This is a genomic window from Ruegeria sp. K7, from assembly GCF_056531785.1.
Genome location: NZ_JBQFMJ010000003.1, coordinates 208,044 through 232,179, shown reverse-complemented (window position 1 = coordinate 232,179; position 24,136 = coordinate 208,044). Strand labels below are relative to the sequence as shown.

The following is a 24,136-nucleotide window of genomic DNA, read 5'->3' as shown; positions in this document are numbered from 1 at the left end:
CGCCATGTCCGGTCCCTGGGATTACTTCATCGTTCTTGGCGCCATGCGCACGGGATCCAACCTGCTGGAAGCCAATCTGAACGCTCTGGAGGGCGTGACCTGCCACGGAGAAGCGTTCAATCCGCATTTTATCGGCCGATTGAAGTCCGAGGAATTGCTGGGTGTTTCGCTGGACGAACGCGACCAAAATCCCGACCTGTTACTGGACGCCATCAAAGCAGCCCCCGGAGCACTGAACGGGTTTCGCTATTTTCAGGGGCACGATCCCCGCGTGCTGGAGCCTGCGCTGAACGACCCGCGCTGTGCCAAGATTGTTCTGACGCGAAATCCGCTGGACAGCTACATCTCACTGAAAATTGCGCGGGAGACCATGCAATGGCAGTTGAAGAACATAAAGCGCCGCCGCGATGCTCTGGTCACGTTTCAGGCTGAAGAGTTCTCGGACTACCTGGATCAGCAGCAGGAATTTCAACTGATGCTGCTGAACCAACTGCAGAAAACCGGGCAGACCGCATTTTTTCTGGCCTATGACGACCTGAACCGGCTGGATATTCTAAACGGTCTGGCATCGTGGCTGGGGATACAGGCGCGGCTGACGGCGCTGGACGACACGCTCAAACCCCAGAATCCCGGCCCGGCATTGTCAAAAGTCTCAAACCCGGAGGAATTGGAACAGGCGTTGTCCGGAATGGACACGTTCAACCTGCATCGTAACCCGGGATTCGAGCCGCGCCGCGGGCCAGCAGTAGGCCAATACGTTACTGCCGCCCGGACACCTTTGATGTATCTTCCCTTGCGCGGCGGAAACGACGACGCGGTGACGGCATGGATGGCCGATCTTGATGGCAGCGCGCCGGTCACGAACCGCAATCGCAGGCAAATCCGACAATGGCTGGAGGCCAATCCCGGACACCGGAAATTCAGTGTCTTGCGCCACCCGCTGGCGCGGGCCCATACCGCGTTCTGTTCAAAGATTCTAAGTACCGATCCAGGCGCTTATGCTTCCATCCGAAACACCCTGCGCAACCGTTTCAAACTGCCCATTCCCGGCCAGATCCGTGGCGGTAATTACCCCTTGGAACAGCACTATCAGGCGTTTGCGGCCTTTCTGAAGTTCCTGCACCACAATCTGTCCGGGCAAACGTCCATTCGGGTGGACGGCGTTTGGTGCAGTCAGGCGCAGGCGCTGGAGGGGATGTCGGCCTTTGCGCTGCCAGATCTGATCCTGCGGGAAGATGAACTGGCCGCCGCCCTGCCGGAACTGGCGCGTAAAACGGGCCATCCGTCACCCCCCCAACCGGCAACATGTGCGCCGGACACCCCCTACGCGCTGGATCAGATTTATGACACAGAACTGGAAGCGCTGGCGGTCGAAACCTACCAGCGCGACTATCAGCAATTCGGGTTTGGAGACTGGAAACCGGTCTAGGATCAGGGGCGCAGGGTGATCAGCGTGCCTTTGTTCACCATCGCGTAAATCTCTTCGATTTCTTTGTTTTTTACGGCGATACAGCCTGCCGTCCAGTCGGGCGTCTTACGGGAGCGGCGGATTTCTGACCTGAGGCTGGGCTCACCATGAATGAAGATGTCGCCGCCCGGATCGACGCCTGCGGCTTTGGCCTGCGCAATGTCTTCCGAATTCGGGTAGGAAATCCCGATCGACAGGTGATAGCGGCTGCGCGGGTTACGGCGGTCAATCAGGTACGACCCTTCGGGTGTGCGGCCATCGCCGCGTTTTGTCTTGGTGCCTTGGGGCGCAAAGCCCAGCGCGACATCGTATTCTTTCAGTATCCGTTCGTTGTGCAACAGATACAGCTTGCGCGCGCCCTTGTTGACGACCAGCGACGTCACCTCGGGTCCGCGATATGTCAGAAATTTCGGGTTGGCGGATGCACATGCCGAAAGGGCCAGCGTCGCCATCGCCCCTAATCCAAATACTCGACGATCCATATGTTCACTGCCTGCTTCTGCTTTTTTGCGATGATTATGCCAGAAAACGCGAAATTTGAAATCACTTTTTGCTGTTCAACTGCCTGCTCAGGTGGCGCTCGATGGTTTCCAGACGCTCCAGAACCTCATCGCGGTAGGCATCGGTTTTAACTTCATCCTCGGCATGGTGGGCATCCTGCATCGAGTTGACGATCAGACCGACCAGCAGGTTCACCACGGCAAAGGTCGTGACCATGATGAAGGGCACAAAGAAAATCCACGCGTAGGGATAGACCTCCATCACAGGGCGGACGATGCCCATCGACCAGCTTTCCAGCGTCATGATCTGAAACAGCGTATAGGCGGACAGGCCCAGATCACCGAACCAGTCCGGGAAAGACTGAGAGAACAGCTTGGTCGCGATGACGGCGCCGATATAAAACAGGATCGCCATCAGCAGAAACACGCTGGCCATACCCGGAAGCGCCGAGATGAACCCTTCGACAACGCGGCGCAGGCGCGGGGCCACCGAAATGACACGCAGAACCCGCAGGATACGCAGCGCCCGCAGCACTGACAGGCCCGCACCACCGGGAATGAGGGCGATACCCACAATCAGAAAATCGAAAATATTCCAGCCGCTTTGAAAGAACCGCCGACCGGTTGCCACAAGCTTCATGGCTATCTCGGCCACAAAGACTGTCAGGCACAGGCTGTCCAGCGTCACGATCAGGGGGCCTGCGCGTTCCATCAAGCTGGGCGAAGTTTCCATGCCCAGCAAGGTGGCGTTAAAGATAATGACACCGGTGATGAAACGCCCGAATGCCGGGGCTTCGATGACAGTCGAAAGGCGCTGGGTGATCCCCATTGTGAATATCTCCGGTCTGATCATTGTGCTGGGCCTAAAGTGAACCGCGCGACAAGTTCGGTGTGTGACGACCACCGAAATTGGTCAACGACCTGTACCCATTCAAGGGCATATCCGGCATCAACAAGAATTTTTGCATCCCGCGCAAAGGTCACGGGGTTGCAGGACACATAGGCCACGACCGGACGCAGCGCCTGCGCCAGTTCGGCCACCTGCGCCTGCGCGCCCGCACGAGGCGGGTCCAGCACAATGGCGTCAAAGGACTTGAGCTCATCCGGCATCAGGGGTCGGCGAAACAGATCGCGGGCCTCGGTCGTGATCCGTTTCAGACCTTTGGCTTTGCGCCAGCCCTGGTCCAGCGCCTTGGTCATCGCCGCTTCGCCTTCGACGGCGTGAACCTCGGCCTGTTCCGCAAGCGGTAACGAGAGCGTACCGCAACCCGCAAACAGATCGGCGACGCGCTTCGCGCCCTGCGTGGCCTGCAAAACCGCCTGTATCAGAGCCTGTTCTCCGTCCTTCGTGGCCTGCAGGAATGCGCCGGGCGGCGGGGTGACTTCCGCCTGACCAAACCTCTGGAACGGAGGCGTACGCATGGCGATCACCTCGCCATCCCAGGCCAGTCTTGCCAGCCCGTATGCCTCAGTCGCCTGCGCCAGCGCCAGTTCCAGCGGGCCGTCCAGCGGCTTGCCGCCCTGAACGGATACATCCAGGCCGACCTCGGACAATGTCAGCGTCACGGCCAGCACGCCTTTGCGACTGCCGCCCAGAACGGCCAACGCTTCGGCAACGGGGATGGCAGCGATCAGCACCGGGTCGAGCAGCTGGCAATCGGGGATCTCGGTGATCGTGCCCGAAGCGCGCCCGTGAAACCCGGCCAACGTTCCCTTTTTCGTTCGACGCACCGCGATTGTTGCCCGACGGCGCGACCGTTCCGGCGACGTATGTATCGGACGCATGGGCGCGCTCAGGTCCTGTGCGGCCAGTGCGTTGCGCACCACTTCGACCTTCCAGTCCGCGACAAAACTGTCGGCCGCATGTTGCAACTGGCATCCGCCACAGGCTTTGTAGTGGCGGCATGGCGCCTTGACCCTGTTTTCCGATGGCGCGTCCACGCGGATATCGCCGAGAATCTGGCCCTGCAAAGTACCGCTGACCACTTCTCCCGGCAGGGTGCGTGGCGCATAGACCGGGCCTTCGGCGATGCCGTCGCCCTGATGGCCAAGACGGGTGATGATGAATTGCTGCGTCATGCGTGGCCTGATACCGGGGCTGCGCACGCAACAAAACCCCTGACCGAACGCTTTGCGCCCTATTCCGCCGCTTCGGCCTGAATGAAGCCACCCGACTGCCGGTTCCAGAACCGGGCATAAAGCCCATCCTGTTCCAGCAGCGCCTCGTGGGTGCCGCTTTCCACGATGCGTCCATGATCCAGCACAATAATCCGGTCCATCTCGATCAGGGTCGACAGGCGATGCGCGATGGCCAGAACGGTTTTGCCCTGCATGACGCGATGCAAGGCGGCCTGGATCGATGCCTCAACCTCGGAATCCAGCGCCGAGGTTGCCTCGTCCAGAACCAGTATCGGCGCATCCTTCAGAATGGCGCGGGCCAGTGCGATTCGCTGGCGCTGACCACCGCTAAGCTTGACGCCCCGCTCCCCCAGATGCGCTTCATAACCGGTTCGACCCTGCGCATCCTCAAGCCCGAGGATGAATTCATGCGCTTCGGCCTTCCGCGCGGCGGCGATCAGTTCGGGTTCCGTGGCGTCGGGTCGGCCATACAGAATATTTTCACGGGCCGAGCGGTTGAACATCGCCGTTTCCTGCGTGACCATCCCGATCTGGCTGCGCAGGCTGTCCTGCGTCACCTTAGAAACGTCCTGACCATCGATCAGGATTGCGCCCTCTTCCCGATCATAAAGCCTTAGCAGCAGGGAAACCAAAGTCGATTTTCCGGCCCCCGAGGCACCAACCACACCCAGCTTTTCGCCGGGCGCGACGGTCAGGTTCAGGTCTGCAACCCCGCCGATATCCCGACCATAGGCGAAACTGACGTTTTCAAAAGAGATGCGACCTTCAGTGACGCTCAGATGCGTTGCGCCGCTGCGGTCTTCGATCCGGTCCCGCCTGGTCAGTGTCTTCATGCCATTCTCGATCTCGCCGACATTGGCATAAAGGCCCATCAGCGTGAAACTGACCCAGCCTGTCATCTGCGCGATCCGGATCGACACCGCGCCTGCCGCGACGATGTCGCCCGCCGTGGCAATGCCTGCCTGCCACAACCAAAGCGTGGCTCCCAGCAAAAGCACCGGCAACACGCCTGCCAACGCCATCAGGATGGATCGGAAACTGGCCGAGAGCCAACCGAAATCCAGTGACCTTTCGCGCAAGGTCATCATGGCGTCACGTGCGGCCTGATCCTCGTTGTCGGAATGGGCGAACAGTTTGACCGTCTTGATGTTCGTGATGGTATCCACCACTTGCCCGGACACCATTGCCCGGGCTCCTGCCCGCGCGGCTGAACGCAGGCGGATGCGTGGCAAGTACCATCGGATCAACAGCAGATACACCGCAAGCCATCCGGCAAAAGGCAGCATGACCAGCGGATGAATCGACCCTAACAAAAGCAAAGATCCCGCAAGCGAGGCCAGCGCAAAAACGATTGCACTGATGACATCCGACACCACTGACGCCATTGCATTCGACGTCTGCATCTGTTTCTGGGCGATCCGGCCGGCAAAATCGTCGTCGAAATAGGTCGTCGATTGGCCCAGCGTCCAACGATTCAACCGGGCCAGAACCAGCGGCGTAATGTTGGGCATCACAACGTAATTGTTCGAGAAGGACGACAAGGCCGCGATGATCGGCCGCAACAGCATCAAAAAGATTGCGGCACCACCGAAGGCCCACAGATTCCGTTCTTCAAACAGGTTCTCCGGCCCGCTGGTGGTGGCAATGTCGATCACCTTTCCCAGTATCCACGCGGTGGCCACTTCTGCTGCTCCGCCCAGCATGGACAGGAACGCCGCCACAAACAGAATCGGCCAGGACCCCGCCAGGCACCAGCGAATGAACGCCCCCAACTTCTGCGGTGGGGGCGTTTCAGAGCCTTTGAATGGGTCGATGAGGTTTGCAAGCCTCATTCAGCAGCCTCAGGGTTCAGGAAGCCGCCAGACTGCCGCGCCCAGAACTGCGAGTAAAGCCCGCCCTGCGACAGCAGTTCAGAGTGCCTGCCCTGTTCCACGATTCGGCCCCCATCCATCACCAGAATGCGATCCATCTGCGCGATGGTGCTGAGCCTGTGGGCGATGGCGATTACGGTTTTACCTTGCATCATGCCGTAAAGAGTTTCCTGAATTGAGGCTTCGACCTCGGAATCTAGGGCAGAAGTCGCCTCGTCCAACAACAAGATCGGCGCGTCCTTCAGGATCACCCGCGCCAGCGTGACCCGCTGACGCTGACCGCCACTTAGTTTCACTCCGCGTTCACCGACATGGGCATCGTAGCCGGTGCGCCCTTGCGGGTCCTGCAGGTCAAGGATGAAGTCATGCGCCTCGGCCTGTTTGGCGGCAGCGATCATCTGATCTTCCGTGGCGTCGGGTCGACCATAGAGGATGTTGTCCCGCACCGATCGATGCAACAGCGCACTGTCCTGCTGGACCATGCCGATGTGGCTGCGCAGACTGTCCTGCGTGATGTTGGCGATGTTCTGATTGTCGATCAGGATTGCACCGCTCTCGACGTCGTAAAACCGCAAAAGCAGCTTGACCAGGGTCGATTTCCCGGCCCCCGACCGCCCGATCAGGCCGATTTTTTCACCCGGGCGGATTGTCAAATCGACGTGATCCAGACCACCGGTTTCACGGCCATAGTGATGCGACAGGTCGCGGATTTCGATCTGGCCTTTGGTCAGCTGCAAATCGTCGGCCTTCGGTGCGTCCAGCAAGTCGATGGGCTGCGCAATCGTTTCCATCCCTTCGGCAACGATACCGAGCTGGCGGAAAAAACTGGTCAGCGCCCACATGATCCAGCCGGTCATGGCATTCAGCCGCAAGGTCAGGGCGGTGGCGGCGGCAACCACACCGACCGTTGCGCTGCCCTGCATCCACAGGGAAATGGCCCAGCCCACAACGCCGACGATCAGCAGACCGTTCAGCGTGACCAGTACGGCATCCATCACGGTGAAGATCCGCATCTCGATCTGAAAGGTCCGCCGCGTTTCCTCGATCGCTTCGCGGGCGTAGTCGAGCTCCTGCGTATCGTGCGCGAACATCTTCACGGAATGGATGTTGGTGTAGCTGTCCACCACCCGCCCGGTCACGTTCGAACGCGCATCAGACGCCGCCTTTGACGCCGGTTGCACTCGCCGCACGGTCCACCGGACCAGAGCTGCATAGAGCGCGAACCAGATCAGCAGCGGGATCAGAAGACGCGCGTCTGCCGCATAAAGCAGGATTGCCGCACCGATCAGATAGGCCAGCGAAAAGGATATCGCGTCGAAGACCTGAAAAATCACCTCGCCAGCAGCCGGAGGGGTTTGCATGATCCGGTTTGCGATACGTCCGGCAAAGTCGTTTTCAAACCAGCCAACAGACTGGCGCAGCACGTGTTTATGCGCGCGCCACCGGATCAGGGTGCCAAAATTCGGCAGGATCGCGTTGTTCAGCAGCAGCACGTCCACCACATGCAACAAAGGCCGCAGGAACAGGACAAAGACCGCCATCAGGATCAGTTCCGTGCCGTGCGCCTGCCAAACCTCGGTGGGCGATCCGCTGAGCAGGTCCACGACGCGCCCCATATAGTAGATCAGACCGATCTCGACCCCGGCCACGATGACAGAAATCAGCGCCGTCCAGATGAAGATCCTGTAGAACGGGCTCGAATAGTCCAGCATGAATGGCCACAGCCGCGTCGGCGGTGTGTCGGTCTCGGTATAGGCGACAAAAGGGTCAACAAGGTTTTCGAAATAGCGAAACATGGAGAGTGCTCCGATTGAGCATAAACTAGGGGCGTGCGAAGAAAGATGGCGCCAGAACACCACCCTTACGGGTCAAAGTGTTCCGGCTTTAGCCGAACCAGATCCCGTAATACATTCGCATTCCTCCATCCATGTGACAGGGGCAAGTAACCACAAACGATTTGACTTGTCATCCCTTTTTGAGACCTCGCGCTAATCGGCAAGCAGCTCTTTGCGGCTTAGCCGGAAGCCCGACTCGATCCAACGGCGCTCCAGTTCGGCAAGTTTCTGGCCCAGTGCGGGCCCGGAAAAATCGGGGATCAGGTCCGTTGCACCGATTGGAAAACGGGCCGCCGCGCCAGCTTTCAACTGCTGTTTCAGGTCATCCGACCAGGGTTGTTCCAGCAACGCACAGCGCAACAGGGTTTCGTGCAATCCACCCTCTTCGCCATAGCGATAACCCAACTCGGCCACGCTTGCGGTCCCCGAGGCCTCTTCCCGCATTCGGGTCAGCCGCTGCAGTTGCGCCCGGCTAAGGCGCAGGGTCGCGGCGTCTTCGGGTGTTGCAATGGCTGCCAGCCTGCGCACTGCGTCAGGGGACGCGCCCGCCTGCTGTTCCAGTGCAATCAGCGGCGCCAGTGATCTGTCATCCGCCCCGGGCAGCACTTGCATCAGAACGCCGGTACTGCGCATTCCCGCCACCGACGGTGCGGGATCAGGGGCTGCCAGCAGCTTCAGCAACTCGGCCCCGACCCGTTCGCGCGACAGTTGACGCAGCCCGTCCGGGTTAGCCGCAATCGCCGCCAGCGCATCCTGATCGAACCCGGCCTGCGGATCGCCATACCAGGCGTGAAACCGGAAAAAGCGCAGGGATCGCAGGTAATCCTCGCGAATGCGGTGTTCGGCGGTTCCGATAAAACGGACCCGGCGCGCCTTCAGATCCGGCAGGCCGTTCAACGGGTCACGAACCGTCCCGTCCGGCGCGGCATAGATAGCATTCATGGTGAAATCACGGCGGGCGGCGTCTTCTTCCACCTTATCCGAAAATGCCACCACGGCCCGGCGACCGTCCGTTTGCACGTCCCGGCGGAACGTGGTGATTTCATGCGCGATGCCGTGACAAACAACCGTTATGGTTCCGTGATCAATTCCGGTAGGGATAGCCTTGAGGCCCGCATGCCGTGCAAGTTGTATGACCCGTTCCGGCGGCGCATCTGTGGCGATGTCGATATCCGACACCGGTTCGCCCAACAAAGCGTTGCGCACGCAACCACCGACAAACAACGCCTGCGCCCCGGCTTCTGTCAGGGCCGCACAGACCTTCTGCGTTGCCGGTTCCGTAACCCAGGGTTCAATAATCCGCTTCATTCATTCAACCGTGCTGCCAATCCCCGCAACATGCGGGCCGTTGCGCCCCAGATGTAATAAGGACCGAACGGAACCGTGAAATAGTGCCGTCTCTGGCCCCTCCAACGACGCGATTCCACGATATAATTCGCAGGGTTGAGGACATGTGCAAGCGGAACCGAGAAAACTTCCTCCACCTCACCGGGTTCGGGGATCGGGGTGAATGGCCGCCGCAATATGGCGACGACCGGTGTCACCTGAAACGATGTCACGGTCTCATGCGCGGGCAGGTGTCCCAGGATTTCGGGCAGTTCAGGTGGCAGCGCGATCTCTTCGCGGGCTTCGCGCAGGGCCGTGGCAGTGACGTCGGCATCGTCACCGTCCTGCTTGCCACCCGGAAAGGCGATCTGCCCGGGATGGTGTTTCAGGGCCGACGACCGTTTGGTCAGGATCAGGCGCGGCTGGTCTCCGACCAGCGAAATTGGCACCAGCACACCCGCAGGACGCAGTTTCCGCCCCGGCGGAAGAACCGCATCCGGGTTCAGGTCAAAATCGCTGGACCCACCGCCCGGTCGGCGCAGGGCCGCCCTGAGCTGTTCAGTCAGGTCATGCACCGCCGGACTCTTTGGCATCGAAACCCACGGTTTCGGGGTCAAGCACGTAATGTGCGCCACAGAACTGGCAGTCAGCCGTCACCAGACCTTCGGGCGTGGTCATCTTTTCGATGTCCTTGGCGGAATAAATCGACAGGCTCTGCCGTACACGGTCCTCGGAACAGGTACAGCCGAACTGCACGGCTTGCGCGTCATAAACGCGGGGCTGTTCCTCGTGAAACAGGCGGATCAGCAGGTCGGTGGGTGCCACCGAAGGCCCGATGAGCTCCAGATCTTCGACCGTATCCAGAAGGATATTGACACGGCCCCAGTTTTCGCCTTCTTCCCCGTCGACCAGATCCGTTGCCGTCAGGATTTCGCCTTCGCCCTGACTGCTCGCCACAAAGGGCGAAGCCTTGGGCATATGCTGCAACATGACACCACCCGCGCGCCAGTGTTCGCCGACGCCGGGTTCAGTCGATTTGCCAAAGCTCAGCGAAAACCGGGTTGGCAATTGTTCGGATTGCGCAAAATATGCCTCGGCGCAGGCGCTGAGCGAACCGCCGGCCAGCGGTGTGATGCCCTGATAGGGCTGTGTGCCTTTCCCCTGATCGATCAGAATCGCGAAATAGCCTTCGCCCACCTGATCAAACGGCGCGGCATCGGTCAGCCGATCGCGGTCAAAGCTTGCATAAGCGCGGATGCGGGCAAGCTCACCCTCTTTTTGAGGCGCGTAATAATCCGTTGCGATCATCCGCACCGCACCCTTGGACTGTACCTGCAGCGAAAGCTTCCAGCGCAACGCGACGGTCTGTCCGATCAGCGCGGTCAGCAGGGCCATCTCGGCCACCAATGCCTCGACCTTTTCGGGATAGTCGTGCTGTTTCAGGATGCCGTCCAGAACGCCATCCAGACGGGCCACGCGGCCGCGCATATCCGATACATCGAGTTGAAAGGGCAGGACGGTGTCGTCCCACGCGATTTTCGTTCCAAGAGACATGGGGTTTCCTTACACGCCACGGGTTGGCATACCGCCACCATATAGGTCGAACAGATTGGGTTGTAAGGGGCCATACATGATCAGACGGTTCGGTGAAACCCCGGAACCGGGGCGCAAGTACATACGCAGGGTGGGCGTTTACGGTCTGCTGCCGCGAGGCCGGCACCTGTTGCTGACCTGCCAGACCGAACCTGGGCCAGACCTTCAGTTACCCGGTGGCGGTATCGATCCCGGCGAATCCCCGATCACTGCGCTGCACCGCGAGGTTTACGAGGAGACAGGTTGGCAAATCGCCGCGCCCCGGCGCATCGGCGCGTTCCGACGGTTCACGTTCATGCCGGAATATGATCTGTGGGCCGAAAAGGTTTGCCTGATCTATCGCGCAAGGCCTGTGCGCCGCATGGGCCCGCCCAGCGAACCCTTTCACGAAGCATTGTGGATGCATGGCGCGGACGCGGTTGAGATGTTGGGCAACGGCGGCGATCGGCACTTTGCCAGACTTCATTTGAACAGGCTCTAACAAACATTAAACTCAAAAAAAACGGCCGAGACATCGTCGTCCATGCCTTCACCGGGCGAAGCGGCCTGGGTGAGCTGCCAGAACATGTCGTCCAGAAACTCGCTTCCTGCCCGGTCCGACGCGCAGCCCAGCGCCATTTGCTGCAATCCGGATTCGTCCAGCAAACCGCCATCGGCCAGGCGGCATTCCGTGAACCCATCAGAATACAGCATCAGCTTGTCGCCGGGCTTGAGGTAGAGTTCGGTCTGCTGGAAGTGAACATCCGGCAGCAAGCCGATCGGCAGACCGCCCTCACCCAGAAACTCAGCGCTGCCATCCTGCCGCAGCAGAAGCGGGTGCGGATGCCCTGCTTGCACCATTTTCACATGACCGTTGCGCAGATCGACAATGGCGTAGACCATCGTGAAATATTCTTCGACACCGGCATCCGCCATCAGGCGTGAGTTGAGCGTTGCAGCGACCTGTTCCGGTGGAAGCAAGGCATAGAACTTGTCGAACCGACGCTCCATCGCCACGTTCTGATCGAAATGTGTGCTGGAAAGATACCCGCCCAGACGCGCTGTCATCATCGCCGAAGTGATACCGTGCCCGGACACATCAATGCTGTAAAACCCAAGGCGATTGATGCCGGGGGAAAACATGCCAACAAGGTCACCGCCAATGTGGCCACATGGTTTGAGCAACAGGCTGACCCGGGAATTGCCGAATTCCCGGCTGAACTCGGGCACCAGTGACTGCTGGATCTTTCGGGCCTGCATCAGGTCCTTGTCGATGGCGTCGTGGGCCTGCTTCAACTCGTTCAGCGCGTTTTCGATCAGACGGTTCTTTTCCGACAGTTCGCGTTGCATATCCAGAATGCGTGCACCGGCCGAGATACGGGCGCGCAACTCATCCGCCTCGAGCGGTTTGATCAGAAAATCGTCTGCACCGGCATCCAGCCCGCGCGCGACCTCCTGCTTTTCGCTTTTGGAAGTTAGAAGGATGAAATAGCTGTAGTGATCGCCGCCCAGCGCCCGGAAGGCGCGGCAGAATTCCAGCCCGCTCATCCCCGGCATGACCCAATCGCTGACAACCAGATCCGGAAGGCTTTCGGCACATAAGGCAATGGCGGCTTCACCGCCGTCCGCCTCGATCACCTCGAACCCCCATTTTCTGAGGGATGCGACCAGAATGCGCCGTTGCAGGCGGCTGTCATCCACGACCAGCACCCTGCGGATCGCACCAAACTCCAGCTCTGCGCTGGCTTCCGCCTGTCCGGGTCCTGACACCATCACCCTCTGCACCGCACGCGTTTTCGAATGTCACAACCCTAGCGCGCGGTGATTTAACATCCGATGAAGGTGCAATCCGAGGTTTCTTCGACCGGCTTAACCGGACCTTTACCGCACAGATGTTAATTCCATGGCCAACAGAACGAGGCGGGAAGGGCGCCATGATCCACTGGCACAGGGTCAGACAATTGCGGGATGAGGTTGGCGCCGACGAGTTTGACGAGGTGGCGCAGATCTTTCTGGATGAGGTTCAGGAAGCTCTTGCGCGTTTGCACAATGATACCACGCGGGCAGAACTGGAACAAAATCTGCATTTCCTGAAGGGCAGCGCGCTGAGCCTGGGATTCGATCAGTTTTCCAAACTTTGCCAGGATGGCGAACGGCGGGCAGCAGCCGGTGAAGGCGACAATGTGGATCTGAACGCAATTCTGACCGCCTACGATGAATCCCGGGCAGTATTTTTAGCAAACCGGGCAGAGAGCCTTAGTTAGAGGCTGCTTTTTGCGCTCAGATCACAAACTGGGCCAGTGTTTCGTCTTCAGTTATGTCGGTATAGGTGAACCCGGCCTCATCCAGATGCGCAAACAGCCGCATGAAGTTTTCCGGCTTGCGGGTTTCGATCCCGATCAGGACCGAGCCGAAATTGCGCGCCGATTTCTTCATATATTCGAAGCGCGCGATGTCATCCTCGGGGCCGAGAATGCCCAGAAACTCTTTCAACGCACCGGGGCGCTGGGGCAGGCGTAGGATGAAATACTTTTTGACGCCGGAATAGCGCTGCGCCCGCTCCTTCACTTCGGGCAGACGCTCGAAATCGAAGTTGCCGCCCGAGGTGACACAGACCACGGTCTTGCCGCGCACAAAGCTTTGAACATCCGTCACAGCCTCGACCGCCAGCGCACCGGCGGGCTCCAGAACGATGCCTTCGACATTCAGCATCTCGATCATGGTGGCGCAGATGCGATCTTCGGACATCACAAGAACATCCGACAGGTGGCAATTGCGCAGCAGTTCAAAGGGCTTTTCGCCAATCTGGCCGACGGCGGCGCCATCGACAAATGTGTCGACGCGATCCAGCGCCACCGGATGACCCGCCGCCAGCGCCGCGCGCAGGCAGGCCCCGCCTGCCGGTTCCACGAACAGGCAATGGGTGCGATCCCCGAACCAGGTCGCCACACCCGCCGACATCCCGCCGCCGCCCACCGGCAACAGCAGGTGATCAGGCACACCGCCCAGCTGTTCCTCGATCTCGACTGCAAGCGAGGCCTGCCCTTCGATCACGTCTGCGTCGTCGAACGGCGACAGGAAATGCCCGCCTTTTTCCGCACACCATTTTTGCGCCGCCTTCAGCGTGTCGTCGAAATAGTCCCCGGTCAGATGAATCTCGATATTGTCGCCGCCAAAGATGCGGGTTTTCTGAATTTTTTGCTGCGGGGTGGTCACGGGCATGAAAATCACACCGTTCACACCCATGTGCTTGCACATATAGGCCACGCCCTGCGCGTGATTGCCCGCACTGGCGCACACAAACAGATCCTGACCCGGTTGCTTGCGCATGGCGTTGAACGCGCCCCGGATCTTGTAAGACCGCACAGGGCTGAGGTCTTCACGCTTGAGCCAGATATCAGCCCCAAACCGGTCGGACAGATGGGCGTTCCGCTGCAACGGCGTTGGCGGAAACACGGTGCGCATCGCCTGTTCGGCGGCACGGGCGCGGGTCATGAAATCAGTCATGACCGTTTCAGTGCCGCATCAGTGCGAGAAGGGCAAGGAATACATATGTGTACGCGGCTCAGGTGAGTTCGCGTTTTTCGACAAAGATCCCATACATCGTGGTCAGGATGCTGACATTGATCATCGGCAGAATGAGAGATCCGAAAAACACGGTCAGCAAAACGCCCAGAACCGGGATAATGGCAAGCGCCGCAAGCGCAAACTGCACCAGAATCTGAAACACAAAACTGACCACTAGCAGAACAACAATCGCGCCAGCCACACCCGATGTTCGGTTCCATGCATCGCCCAGTGTAATCGGGTTGCCGATCGCGGCAGCCGGCAGGATGATGGACAAGCGGTAGAAGCAAACAACCAGAACTAGTGCGGCACCGAAGCTTATGACAACCGCGATCAGTCCGGCGCTTTCACCCAGGACAGACAGAATTAGCCCGACCGGTATGAACCCGATTGCCATCAACAGGCCCAACAAAACAAAGCGGCCCAGATAAGCGAGAATTCTGTCGAAGCGGAATGTGGGCAACAGCCCGCTGGGGTATTCCTCCAACAATATGAACCTGTGCCAGGACACGGCGATCCAGAACATCACGATGAACACCACGACGACAACCAAAAAGGTAAAGACCGTAATCGAACCAAGGTTTTCTGGCGACGCATTGGCGGTGTCATCAAACGACTCGAGTGGAATTCCCAGCAGCAGAAACAGCCCGACGATCACGGCGGTTGCGATCACGGCCGGTCCCAGTGCGATCTGCAAAACCTGTCTGAAATTCCCGAATACCATCCGCACCGAATGCGCAAAAATCTCCCAGCCCAGCATCTGAAAACCGCCCTCTCAACCAATCCTTGTTCTCTTTCCAACTGTTTCACCCCAATTCCCGCCCTGCGTCAATCCACACAGCTTGCCCCCGGGTCCAAAACCCGCTAGGGGCCAAGCGTTCTACGCATAAGGGGAAGTCAGATGTCCGCGCCCAAGAAAGTTGTTCTGGCCTATTCCGGTGGCCTTGATACCTCGATCATTCTGAAATGGCTGCAGACCGAGTATGGCTGTGAGGTCGTGACCTTTACCGCCGATCTGGGTCAGGGTGAGGAACTGGAACCCGCCCGCCAAAAGGCCGAGCTGCTGGGGATCAAGCCTGAAAACATCTATATCGAGGACATCCGCGAAGAGTTCGTGCGCGATTTCGTCTTCCCGATGTTCCGCGCCAATGCGCAGTACGAAGGATTGTACCTGCTGGGCACTTCGATCGCGCGTCCGCTGATTTCAAAACGTCTGGTCGAGATTGCACAAGCCACCGGTGCCGATGCCGTCGCCCATGGCGCAACCGGCAAGGGCAACGATCAGGTCCGCTTTGAACTGGCGGCCTATGCGCTGAACCCCGACATCAAGGTCATCGCCCCGTGGCGCGAGTGGGACCTGACCAGCCGCACCAAGCTGCTGGAATTTGCCGAGGCGAACCAGATCCCGATTGCCAAAGACAAACGCGGTGAAGCACCCTTCTCGGTCGACGCCAACCTGCTGCACACCTCGTCCGAGGGCAAAGTTCTGGAAGATCCCGCCGATATGGCGCCCGACTATGTCTACCAACGCACCGTCCACCCCGAGGATGCGCCAAACGAGCCGGAATTCATCGAAATCGGCTTTGAAAAAGGCGATGCGGTCAGCATCAATGGTGAGGCGATGAGCCCCGCGACCATCCTGACCAAGCTGAACGAATATGGCGGCAAGCACGGTATCGGCCGTCTGGACCTGGTCGAAGGCCGGTTCGTGGGCATGAAATCGCGCGGCATCTATGAAACGCCGGGCGGCACCATCCTGCTGGAGGCGCATCGCGGGATCGAGTCCATTACAATGGACCGCGGCGCGATGCATCTGAAAGACCAGCTGATGCCGCAATATGCCGAGCTGATCTACAACGGCTTCTGGTACTCGCCCGAGCGGGAAATGCTGCAGGCCGCAATTGACAGGTCTCAGGAACACGTCACCGGCACCGTGCGTGTGAAACTGTACAAAGGCCTGGCCTCGACCGTGGGCCGCTGGTCGGATCATTCGCTGTATTCCGAGGCGCATGTGACCTTCGAGGAAGACGCCGGTGCCTATGATCAGAAGGACGCAGCCGGATTCATCCAGCTGAACGCCCTGCGCCTGAAACTACTGGCGGCGCGGGACAAGCGGCTTTCAAAATAAGCCCTGCTCGACCGAATTCTAAAACCCCGGCCCGCAATCCGGTGCCGGGGTTATTTTGTTGCGTGCTGCGGTTCCTGTTGCGTCACCCTTGCCCGCGGCCCCCGTTTGTCCTTACGCAAAGGTCAATTGGGAAAAGGACAACACATGCTGCAAGAGATCGCCGACGGAATTCAGAAAGGTCTGAACGGCAAAAGCTTTGACGGATCGCTCAAATTCGATTGCGGCGCGGATGGCGTCATCGTTCTGGCGGACAACATGGCGTCGACGACGGATCAGGACACTGACTGCACCATTCGGATTTCCAGGGACAACCTGACAAAGCTGCTGACCGGCAAGCTGAACCCGATGACGGGCATCGCGATGGGCAAGCTGAAAATCTCGGGCAACATGGGCGTGGCGATGAAGCTGGGGCAGTTGCTGGGTTAGCGCGCGATAACTTCGTTTCACCAGCATGTGACAAACGATGTCAGCGGATTGCATGATCGGGGAACACGGGGCAGCCTGTCTCTGGAAGGAGACCTGCCATGACCCGGACTGCAAATGCCGTTTGTTTCAAACCGACCCTGCTGTTCATTCTGATCGTTCTGGCCGCGCTGCTGCGCGCACTGCCCGCGCCTGCCGCCGGGACCGAGACACTGACGGTTGCGGGTGGCTGTTTCTGGTGTGTTGAATCCGATTTTGAATCCGTCCCCGGCGTGACCGGCGCCGTTTCGGGTTATACGGGCGGCACGGTGGACAATCCGACCTACAAACAGGTGACACGTGGAGGAACAGGTCACTACGAAGCCGTTCAGATCACATTCGATCCGTCGCGTGTGTCACGTGAAACGCTGCTGAACATGTTTTTCCGCTCGGTCGACCCAACCGATGCCGGTGGGCAGTTCTGCGACCGGGGCGACAGCTATCGGACGGCCATCTTCGTCTCTAACACAGGGGAAAAGGTGCTGGCGGAAAAAGCCAAGTCCAATGCGCAATCAGCATTGGGGCAAACGGTGGTCACACCCATTCTGAACGCATCCACGTTCTACCCGGCCGAAAAATACCATCAGGATTATTACAAAGGCGACAAACTGGTCTTAACCCGCTTTGGCCCCAAACGTCAGAGCAGCGCTTACAAGGCCTACCGCAAAGCATGCGGACGCGATGCGCGGGTCAAACAACTGTGGGGCAGTGATGCGCCCTTCGCCGGGTCCTAGTCGAACCGAGCTGCCCGCACTTCCTTCAGATCGGGAATAACGTCAGCCGTCCCGTGCCGCATGACCATCAGGGCGCCGGCGCGGGTCGCCTGTGCGATGGCCTGCTCCATCGGCAGCCCCCGGTCCATTCCAGCCAGTACGTAGCCGGTGAATGTATCCCCCGCGCCTGTTGTATCGACAGCCTTGACCGCATGGGCTGGAAAGTCCTGTGGTTCGGCACCCCGTTGATAGTAGCGCGCGCCTTTTGATCCGAGGGTTACGATGACATGCCGGACGGGCAGATCATTGGCGTTCAGACCGGTTTCCTGCTGTAGCTGCTCGGCCTCCACCTCGTTCAGGATCAGGAAATCGAGGTAAGGTAAAACCGCCTTGACCGCATCGGCCTGAAACGGGGCTGCGGCGTAACAGACGGTCAGACCCAGTTCGTGCCCCAGCCGGGCCGCTTCGACCTGCGCGTTGGTTTCGTTCTGCATCACCAGCAGATCGCCGGTATCGGTCGCGGACAGTGCTTGGCCCAACTGATCCGCCTGCAATGCATGATTGGCGCCAGGGTACAGGACGATCAGGTTCTCGCCCTGCGCATCCACCGCGATGATCGCATGGCCTGTAGGTGTGTCAACTTCGGCAATGTGGCGGGTGTCCACGCCGTATTCTGTCAGCCGGTCCTTTGCCCAGCGCCCATCTAGACCAACCGCCCCGATATGGCAGACATGCGACCCGGCCCGAGCGGCGGCGACGGACATGTTCGCCCCTTTGCCGCCCAAAAAACGCTCCAGCCCATTTGCGGCCAGAGTTTCCCCCGGCGCAGGCAGGTGCGGCAGTGCGTAAACCATATCCGCGTTGATTGAACCGAGGTTCCAGATCGTCATGACTTACCCGATATCGCAAGAGGCCAGGATGGCCATGTTCAGAATGTCATTCGCCGTCGATACGGTCGAGCAGATCTGGATCGGCTTGTCGACCCCGGACAGGATCGGGCCAATCACCGTCGCGCCGCCCATTTCCTGCATCAGCTTGGTTGAAATCGACGCTGAGTGACGCGCAGGCACGATCAGGATATTGGCCGGGCCGGTCAGGCGCGAGAACGGGTAGGCCGCCTGCTGATCCACGTTCAGCGCAACATCCACGGTCATCTCGCCTTCGTATTCGAAGTTGACGCCGCGCTGGTCCAGAACCGCTGGCGCGCGGTGCATCTTTTCCGCCCGCTCCGAGACCGGATACCCGAAGGTCGAGAAGCTGACAAAGGCGACCCGCGGCTCGATCCCCATATGGCGCGCCACGGCGGCCGAGCGTTCGGCGATTGTGGCCAGGTCGTTCTCGTCCGGCCATTCATGGACAAGCGTGTCGCCGATCAGAACGATGCGCCCCTTGTGCAGCAGCGCCGTAACCCCGGCCGCACCATGGGTGGCGTCGGCATCGAACACGTGATTGATACGATCCAGAACATGCGCGGATTTACGCGTCGCACCGGTCACAAGCCCGTCTGCGTGGCCGTGGGCCAGCATCAGGGATGAAAACACATGCCTGTCCCGCGCGGCAAGGCGGTGAATATCCTTGGAATCAAAGCCTTTACGCTGAAGCCGGTTGTACAGGAAAGATTTGTAAGTCTCGAGATGCGTGGTGTTTGCCGCATTCACCACCTCCAACTCACGCACTGCGTCCCCGAGGCCAGCGTCCTCGAGCTTTTTCTTGACGTCATCGGGTCGGCCAACGACCAGGGCCTTGCCGAAGCCCGAACGCTGATACATCACGGCTGCGCGCAACACACGGGGATCGTCACCCTCGGCAAAGATCATCCGGCTTTGCGCGGCGCGGGCGCGGGCGTTCAGACCGCGCAGGATGCTGGCCGTCGGGTCCATGCGGGACTTCAGGCTCAGCTCATAGGCGTCCATGTCGACGATCGGACGCCGCGCCGCACCGGTATCCATCCCGGCCTTGGCCACGGCAGGCGGGATACGATGGATCAGGCGCGGGTCAAACGGCGTCGGAATGATGTAATCCCGTCCGAATGTCAGAGATTTGCCATAGGCCATCGCAACCTCATCCGGCACGTCCTCGCGTGCCAGATTGGCCAAAGCATGGGCACAAGCGATTTTCATCTCGTCATTGATGGCACGGGCATGGATATCCAGCGCCCCACGGAACAAGTAGGGAAAACCCAGAACGTTGTTCACCTGGTTCGGATAGTCGCTACGCCCGGTGGCGACGATGGCATCTACCCGAACCTCGTGCGCTTCTTCCGGAGTGATCTCGGGGTCGGGGTTCGCCATCGCAAAGATCACCGGATTGTCGGCCATGCTGGCCACCATGTCCTGCGTGACCGCACCCTTGACCGACACACCCAGGAAGACGTCGGCACCCATCATGGCCTCGTCCAGCGTACGCAGCTCCGTCGAGATAGCGTGGGCCGACTTCCACTGGTTCATACCCTCGGTGCGGCCCTGATAGATTACACCCTTGGTGTCGCAGACGATACAATTGTCATGCCGCGCGCCCATCGCCTTGAGCAGTTCGATACAGGCGATCCCTGCAGCACCCGCACCGTTCAGGACGATCTTCACATCTTCAATCTTCTTGCCCGAGATATGCAGCGCGTTCAGCAGGCCCGCCGCACAGATCACCGCCGTGCCGTGCTGGTCGTCGTGGAAGACCGGAATGTCCATCTCTTCCTTCAGACGCTGTTCGATGATGAAGCATTCGGGCGCCTTGATGTCTTCGAGGTTGATGCCGCCAAAGGTCGGTCCCATCAGCCGCACCGCGCGGCAAAACTCGTCCGGGTCTTCGGTATCCAGTTCGATGTCGATCGAGTTCACATCGGCGAACCGTTTGAACAGGACCGATTTGCCTTCCATCACCGGTTTCGAGCCCAGCGCGCCCAGATTTCCCAGACCCAGCACAGCGGTCCCGTTCGAAATCACGGCCACCAGGTTGCCCTTGTTGGTGTAGTCATAGGCCGTTTCGGGCGATTCAGCGATGGCTTCACAGGGAACGGCCACACCGGGGCTGTAGGCCAGCGACAGGTCCCGCTGCGTGGTCATGGGAACGGTGGCCTGCACCTCCCACTTTCCGGGGGTTGGTTCCAGGTGAAAGGCCAGCGCCTCTTCGTTGGTGATCTTCGCTTTGGGCATGTGATGGGTCGTTTCTTTACATCTGCGGGACGATTGCCTCATAGCGCAGGAGAACGCGCGCCTCAACGGGAATGAGTTTTCGGCTTTTACAGAAGATGCGGGATTTGTAAGGTCGCGTCCGGAATACGCCAGAAGGGATCAGCCTTGTCCACAGTCACGCCGATGATGGCGCAATATCTCGAAATCAAAGAGGCCCATGCCGACGCCCTGCTGTTTTATCGCATGGGCGATTTTTACGAGATGTTCTTTGAAGACGCCGTCAACGCCGCCGAGGCGCTGGATATCGCGTTGACCAAGCGTGGCAAGCACAACGGAGCCGACATCCCCATGTGCGGCGTGCCCGTGCATTCCGCCGAAGGGTATCTGCTGACACTGATCCGAAAAGGTTTCCGAGTCGCCGTCTGCGAGCAGATGGAAAGCCCGGCGGAAGCGAAGAAAAGAGGCTCTAAATCGGTCGTAAAGCGCGATGTTGTGCGTCTTGTTACACCCGGCACGTTGACCGAAGACGCGTTGTTGGAGGCTCGCCGCCACAACTTTCTGGCCGCTTATGCCGAGGTCCGGGATGGAGCCGCCTTGGCCTGGGCCGATATCTCGACCGGGGCGTTTCACGTGATGCTTTTGACCTCGGTGCGCCTTAGCCCTGAACTGGCCCGGCTGGCACCATCCGAGTTGATCGTGGCCGATGGAGTTCAGGACAAACTGAACGAACCTGCCCGTGATCTTGGTGTCTCGCTAACCCCGATCGGGCGCGCCAGCTTTGACAGCACCGCGGCGGAAAAGCGTATCTGCGGATTGTTTCACGTAAGCGCCCTGGACGCATTCGGCAGTTTTGGGCGCGCAGAGATTTCGGCCATGGGCGCGCTGATCGCCTATCTGGAAATCACACAAAAGGGCAAACTGCCGCTGCTGCAGACCCCGCTCAAGGAATCCGAAGACCGCGTTGTTCAGATCGACAGCGCAACTCGGCGCAATCTGGAACTCACCCGATCCATGTCTGGAGGCCGCGCTGGCTCTCTGCTGTCTGTGGTCGACCGAACCGTGACACCGGGCGGTGCTCGACTGCTGGAACAACGCCTCTCCAGCCCCTCCCGCAATCTGAATGTCATCCATGGGCGGTTGGACGCAGTGAATTTTGCGGCCGAAGACAGCCTGATCGCTTCGGACCTGCGCGAGGCGCTGAGGAAAACCTCTGATCTGGATCGGGCCTTGTCTCGCCTGTCACTGGATCGCGGCGGTCCGCGCGATCTCGCGGCCATTCGCAACGGCCTGACACAGGCAGCGGCAATTGCCGAGCTTTGTGCGGACCGGGACCTGCCTGTCCTTCTGGCGACGGCGTTGCAAAATCTGGTTGGTTTCGACGACCTGTTGAACCTGCTTGATGAAGCCCTTGTCGCAGAACCCCCGCTGCTGGCCCGCGACGGTGGTTTCATCGCCCCGGGGTATGACACAGAGCTGGACGAGGCCCGTACGCTGCGCGACGAAGGCCGCTCGGTCATCGCGGGCTTTCAGCAGAAATACGCGGAACATACCGGCATCACGTCACTAAAGATCAAGCACAACAATGTACTGGGTTACTTCATTGAAACGACGGCCACCCATGCCCAGAAGATGCTGAGCCCGCCGTTCAGTGAAACCTATATCCACCGCCAGACGACCGCGAACCAAGTACGCTTCACCACGGTTGAACTGTCTGAGATCGAAACCCGCATCCTGAACGCAGGAAATCTGGCGCTGGAGATCGAAAAGCGGCTCTATCAAAGACTTTCTGACGAAATTTTGGACAAAGCCGCGCGCCTAAACCAGGCGGCACGAGGGCTGGCTGAACTGGATCTGACCACCGCTTTGGCGGATCTGGCGCGTGGTGAAAACTGGTGTCGCCCGCAAGTCGACGCCTCGCGTACATTCGATGTACAGGGGGGGAGACATCCGGTTGTCGAGCACGCATTACGCCAGCAAAGCGGTGACGCCTTCATCGCGAATGACTGCGATCTCAGCGCCAATGGCGGCGCGGCCATCTGGCTGCTGACCGGTCCAAACATGGCCGGTAAATCAACGTTTCTACGCCAGAATGCACTGATTGCTTTGCTGGCCCAGATGGGCAGCTATGTCCCCGCTGAACAGGCGCATATCGGTCTTGTCAGCCAGTTGTTCAGCCGCGTCGGAGCATCAGACGATCTGGCCCGTGGACGCTCGACCTTTATGGTCGAAATGGTCGAGACCGCCGCCATCCTCAATCAGGCGGATGACCGCGCGCTGGTCATTCTTGATGAAATCGGTCGCGGCACCGCCACCTATGACGGTCTGTCCATCGCATGGGCCACGCTGGAACATCTGCACGCCGCCAACCAGTGCCGCGCCTTGTTTGCCACGCACTACCACGAACTGACCGCTCTTGCCGGACAACTGGAAGGCGTCGAAAACGCGACTGTCGCCGTCAAGGAATGGGAGGGTGAAGTCATCTTCCTTCACGAAGTTCACAAGGGTGCAGCCGACAGATCCTACGGAGTTCAGGTTGCGCAGCTCGCCGGACTGCCGGCATCTGTGGTCGAACGGGCCCGCATTGTTCTGGACCAGCTGGAAAAAACCGAACGCGAAGGCGGCAAACAAAAGGCCCTGATCGACGACCTGCCTTTGTTTTCGGCTGCGCCACCTCCACCGCCACCGGCACCGAAAGCCTCGCCCGTTACCGACCTGCTGGATCAAGTTCTGCCGGACGAACTGACCCCGCGGGACGCACTCGACCTGATCTACAAACTGAAAGAGGCGGCCAGATCCTGACCGCCCCTTCATCTTTTCAAAATACTCTCGCCGAAGGCTTGGCTTCAAAGAAGCCAATCAGTTCGCAGGCATCGACGATACCCCGACCTGCGCCGGACGCAGCAGGCGGTCATGAAGCATGAACCCCTCGGCCGAAACCTGAATAATATCACCCGCACGAGTCCCCGGCACCGCGGCTTCGAACATCGCTTCATGCACATTCGGATCGAACCGGTCGCCAACCTCGGGCGTGATCACTTCGATTCCGTGCTTCTGGAACACGTCCTTCAAGGCCCGCATGGTCAGTTCAACGCCTTCGATCAGACCGGCGGCAACCTCTTTCTGTTCATCCGTCACAGTCTCAAGCGCGCGCTTCATGTTGTCGTATACCGGCAGCATGTCACGGGCCAGTTTCGAACCGCCATACTGTTCCGCATCGCGGCGCGCCTTGTCGCCCCGCTTGCGCGCGTTTTCTGCATCCGCCAGGGCGCGCATGAACTTGTCCTTGAAATCGTCCCGCTCAGCGCGCAGCGCATCGATCTCCAGCGCCTCTTCGCTGATATCCATCAGCTCCTCAGCAAGTTCTTCCGCCTCGGCGGTTGCGATATCATCCAGAAATTCTTCGTTCTTGGGCTCTGCCATCTCTTAC

At 59.6% G+C, this 24,136-nt stretch carries 21 protein-coding genes; 7 read left to right on the top strand and 14 right to left on the bottom strand.

Annotated features, from left to right (window positions below):
• Positions 1-4: 4 nt before the first annotated feature.
• Positions 5-1,429 carry a nodulation protein NodH gene (locus ACR0FE_RS08115; protein ID WP_480912271.1) on the top strand — a complete coding sequence of 475 codons (1,425 nt, stop codon included), beginning with the start codon at positions 5-7 and terminating at the stop codon, positions 1,427-1,429.
• 2 nt (positions 1,430-1,431) lie between these two features.
• Here ACR0FE_RS08115 and ACR0FE_RS08110 read toward each other — a convergent pair whose 3' ends face one another.
• The 8 genes from ACR0FE_RS08110 to hslO form a co-directional block, all read right to left on the bottom strand.
• The gene (locus ACR0FE_RS08110; protein WP_170612703.1) at positions 1,432-1,950 is read right to left on the bottom strand and encodes a L,D-transpeptidase family protein; all 519 of its coding nucleotides are present in this window, start codon (positions 1,948-1,950) and stop codon (positions 1,432-1,434) included.
• A gap of 61 nt (positions 1,951-2,011) precedes the next feature.
• On the bottom strand, positions 2,012-2,797 hold the full coding sequence (locus ACR0FE_RS08105) for an ion transporter (protein WP_480912269.1): 786 nt from the start codon (positions 2,795-2,797) through the stop codon (positions 2,012-2,014).
• A 20-nt stretch (positions 2,798-2,817) separates the two neighbouring features.
• Positions 2,818-4,047 (bottom strand): class I SAM-dependent RNA methyltransferase, encoded by a 1,230-nt coding sequence (locus ACR0FE_RS08100; protein WP_480912267.1) that lies wholly within the window; start codon positions 4,045-4,047, stop codon positions 2,818-2,820.
• Positions 4,048-4,106: 59 nt separating this feature from the next.
• A complete protein-coding gene (locus ACR0FE_RS08095; RefSeq protein ID WP_480912265.1) occupies positions 4,107-5,939 on the bottom strand; it encodes an ABC transporter ATP-binding protein in 1,833 nt (610 codons plus the stop codon).
• Positions 5,936-7,774 carry an ABC transporter ATP-binding protein gene (locus ACR0FE_RS08090; RefSeq protein ID WP_480907294.1) on the bottom strand — a complete coding sequence of 613 codons (1,839 nt, stop codon included), beginning with the start codon at positions 7,772-7,774 and terminating at the stop codon, positions 5,936-5,938. The genes ACR0FE_RS08095 and ACR0FE_RS08090 overlap by 4 nt, the downstream gene beginning before the upstream one ends.
• Before the next feature lie 192 nt (positions 7,775-7,966).
• Positions 7,967-9,121 carry a CCA tRNA nucleotidyltransferase gene (locus ACR0FE_RS08085; protein ID WP_480912262.1) on the bottom strand — a complete coding sequence of 385 codons (1,155 nt, stop codon included), beginning with the start codon at positions 9,119-9,121 and terminating at the stop codon, positions 7,967-7,969.
• The gene (locus ACR0FE_RS08080; protein ID WP_480912259.1) at positions 9,118-9,732 is read right to left on the bottom strand and encodes a CoA pyrophosphatase; all 615 of its coding nucleotides are present in this window, start codon (positions 9,730-9,732) and stop codon (positions 9,118-9,120) included. Before ACR0FE_RS08080 ends, ACR0FE_RS08085 begins: the two co-directional genes overlap by 4 nt.
• Entirely contained in the window at positions 9,707-10,693 is a 987-nt protein-coding gene (hslO, locus tag ACR0FE_RS08075) for an Hsp33 family molecular chaperone HslO (protein ID WP_480523080.1), read from the bottom strand. The genes ACR0FE_RS08080 and hslO overlap by 26 nt, the downstream gene beginning before the upstream one ends.
• Before the next feature lie 76 nt (positions 10,694-10,769).
• On the opposite strand from hslO, the gene ACR0FE_RS08070 reads away from it, so the two are divergent.
• The gene (locus tag ACR0FE_RS08070) at positions 10,770-11,213 is read left to right on the top strand and encodes an NUDIX hydrolase (protein WP_170612719.1); all 444 of its coding nucleotides are present in this window, start codon (positions 10,770-10,772) and stop codon (positions 11,211-11,213) included.
• On the opposite strand, the gene ACR0FE_RS08065 is transcribed toward ACR0FE_RS08070, so the two are convergent.
• Positions 11,210-12,484, bottom strand: coding sequence for a PP2C family protein-serine/threonine phosphatase (locus ACR0FE_RS08065; RefSeq protein WP_480912256.1), 1,275 nt, complete (start codon positions 12,482-12,484; stop codon positions 11,210-11,212). The two genes, ACR0FE_RS08070 and ACR0FE_RS08065, sit on opposite strands and share 4 nt — an antisense overlap.
• Positions 12,485-12,645: 161 nt before the next feature.
• Between ACR0FE_RS08065 and ACR0FE_RS08060 the strand changes: the two genes are divergently transcribed.
• The gene (locus tag ACR0FE_RS08060) at positions 12,646-12,975 is read left to right on the top strand and encodes an Hpt domain-containing protein (RefSeq protein WP_480912254.1); all 330 of its coding nucleotides are present in this window, start codon (positions 12,646-12,648) and stop codon (positions 12,973-12,975) included.
• Between the two features lie 16 nt (positions 12,976-12,991).
• Here ACR0FE_RS08060 and ilvA read toward each other — a convergent pair whose 3' ends face one another.
• Positions 12,992-14,218, bottom strand: coding sequence for a threonine ammonia-lyase IlvA (gene ilvA / locus ACR0FE_RS08055; RefSeq protein WP_480912253.1), 1,227 nt, complete (start codon positions 14,216-14,218; stop codon positions 12,992-12,994).
• A 58-nt stretch (positions 14,219-14,276) separates the two neighbouring features.
• A complete protein-coding gene (locus ACR0FE_RS08050; RefSeq protein WP_170612727.1) occupies positions 14,277-15,038 on the bottom strand; it encodes a hypothetical protein in 762 nt (253 codons plus the stop codon).
• A gap of 141 nt (positions 15,039-15,179) precedes the next feature.
• Here ACR0FE_RS08050 and ACR0FE_RS08045 point away from each other — a divergent pair, with 141 nt between their 5' ends.
• From ACR0FE_RS08045 to msrA, 3 genes are all read left to right on the top strand, one after another.
• The gene (locus ACR0FE_RS08045) at positions 15,180-16,406 is read left to right on the top strand and encodes an argininosuccinate synthase (protein WP_170680158.1); all 1,227 of its coding nucleotides are present in this window, start codon (positions 15,180-15,182) and stop codon (positions 16,404-16,406) included.
• 144 nt (positions 16,407-16,550) lie between these two features.
• On the top strand, positions 16,551-16,832 hold the full coding sequence (locus tag ACR0FE_RS08040) for an SCP2 sterol-binding domain-containing protein (RefSeq protein ID WP_170612731.1): 282 nt from the start codon (positions 16,551-16,553) through the stop codon (positions 16,830-16,832).
• Positions 16,833-16,930: 98 nt separating this feature from the next.
• The gene (gene msrA, locus ACR0FE_RS08035; RefSeq protein WP_170680156.1) at positions 16,931-17,602 is read left to right on the top strand and encodes a peptide-methionine (S)-S-oxide reductase MsrA; all 672 of its coding nucleotides are present in this window, start codon (positions 16,931-16,933) and stop codon (positions 17,600-17,602) included.
• On the opposite strand, the gene ACR0FE_RS08030 is transcribed toward msrA, so the two are convergent.
• Positions 17,599-18,471 (bottom strand): ribokinase, encoded by an 873-nt coding sequence (locus tag ACR0FE_RS08030; protein ID WP_480912249.1) that lies wholly within the window; start codon positions 18,469-18,471, stop codon positions 17,599-17,601. The two genes, msrA and ACR0FE_RS08030, sit on opposite strands and share 4 nt — an antisense overlap.
• Positions 18,472-18,474: 3 nt before the next feature.
• A complete protein-coding gene (locus ACR0FE_RS08025) occupies positions 18,475-20,730 on the bottom strand; it encodes an NADP-dependent malic enzyme (RefSeq protein ID WP_480912246.1) in 2,256 nt (751 codons plus the stop codon).
• A 162-nt stretch (positions 20,731-20,892) separates the two neighbouring features.
• On the opposite strand from ACR0FE_RS08025, the gene mutS reads away from it, so the two are divergent.
• Positions 20,893-23,508: a DNA mismatch repair protein MutS gene (gene mutS, locus ACR0FE_RS08020; RefSeq protein ID WP_480912460.1), complete on the top strand. Its 2,616-nt coding sequence runs from the start codon at positions 20,893-20,895 to the stop codon at positions 23,506-23,508.
• A gap of 57 nt (positions 23,509-23,565) precedes the next feature.
• On the opposite strand, the gene ACR0FE_RS08015 is transcribed toward mutS, so the two are convergent.
• The gene (locus tag ACR0FE_RS08015; protein WP_480912243.1) at positions 23,566-24,129 is read right to left on the bottom strand and encodes a nucleotide exchange factor GrpE; all 564 of its coding nucleotides are present in this window, start codon (positions 24,127-24,129) and stop codon (positions 23,566-23,568) included.
• Positions 24,130-24,136: the final 7 nt, after the last annotated feature.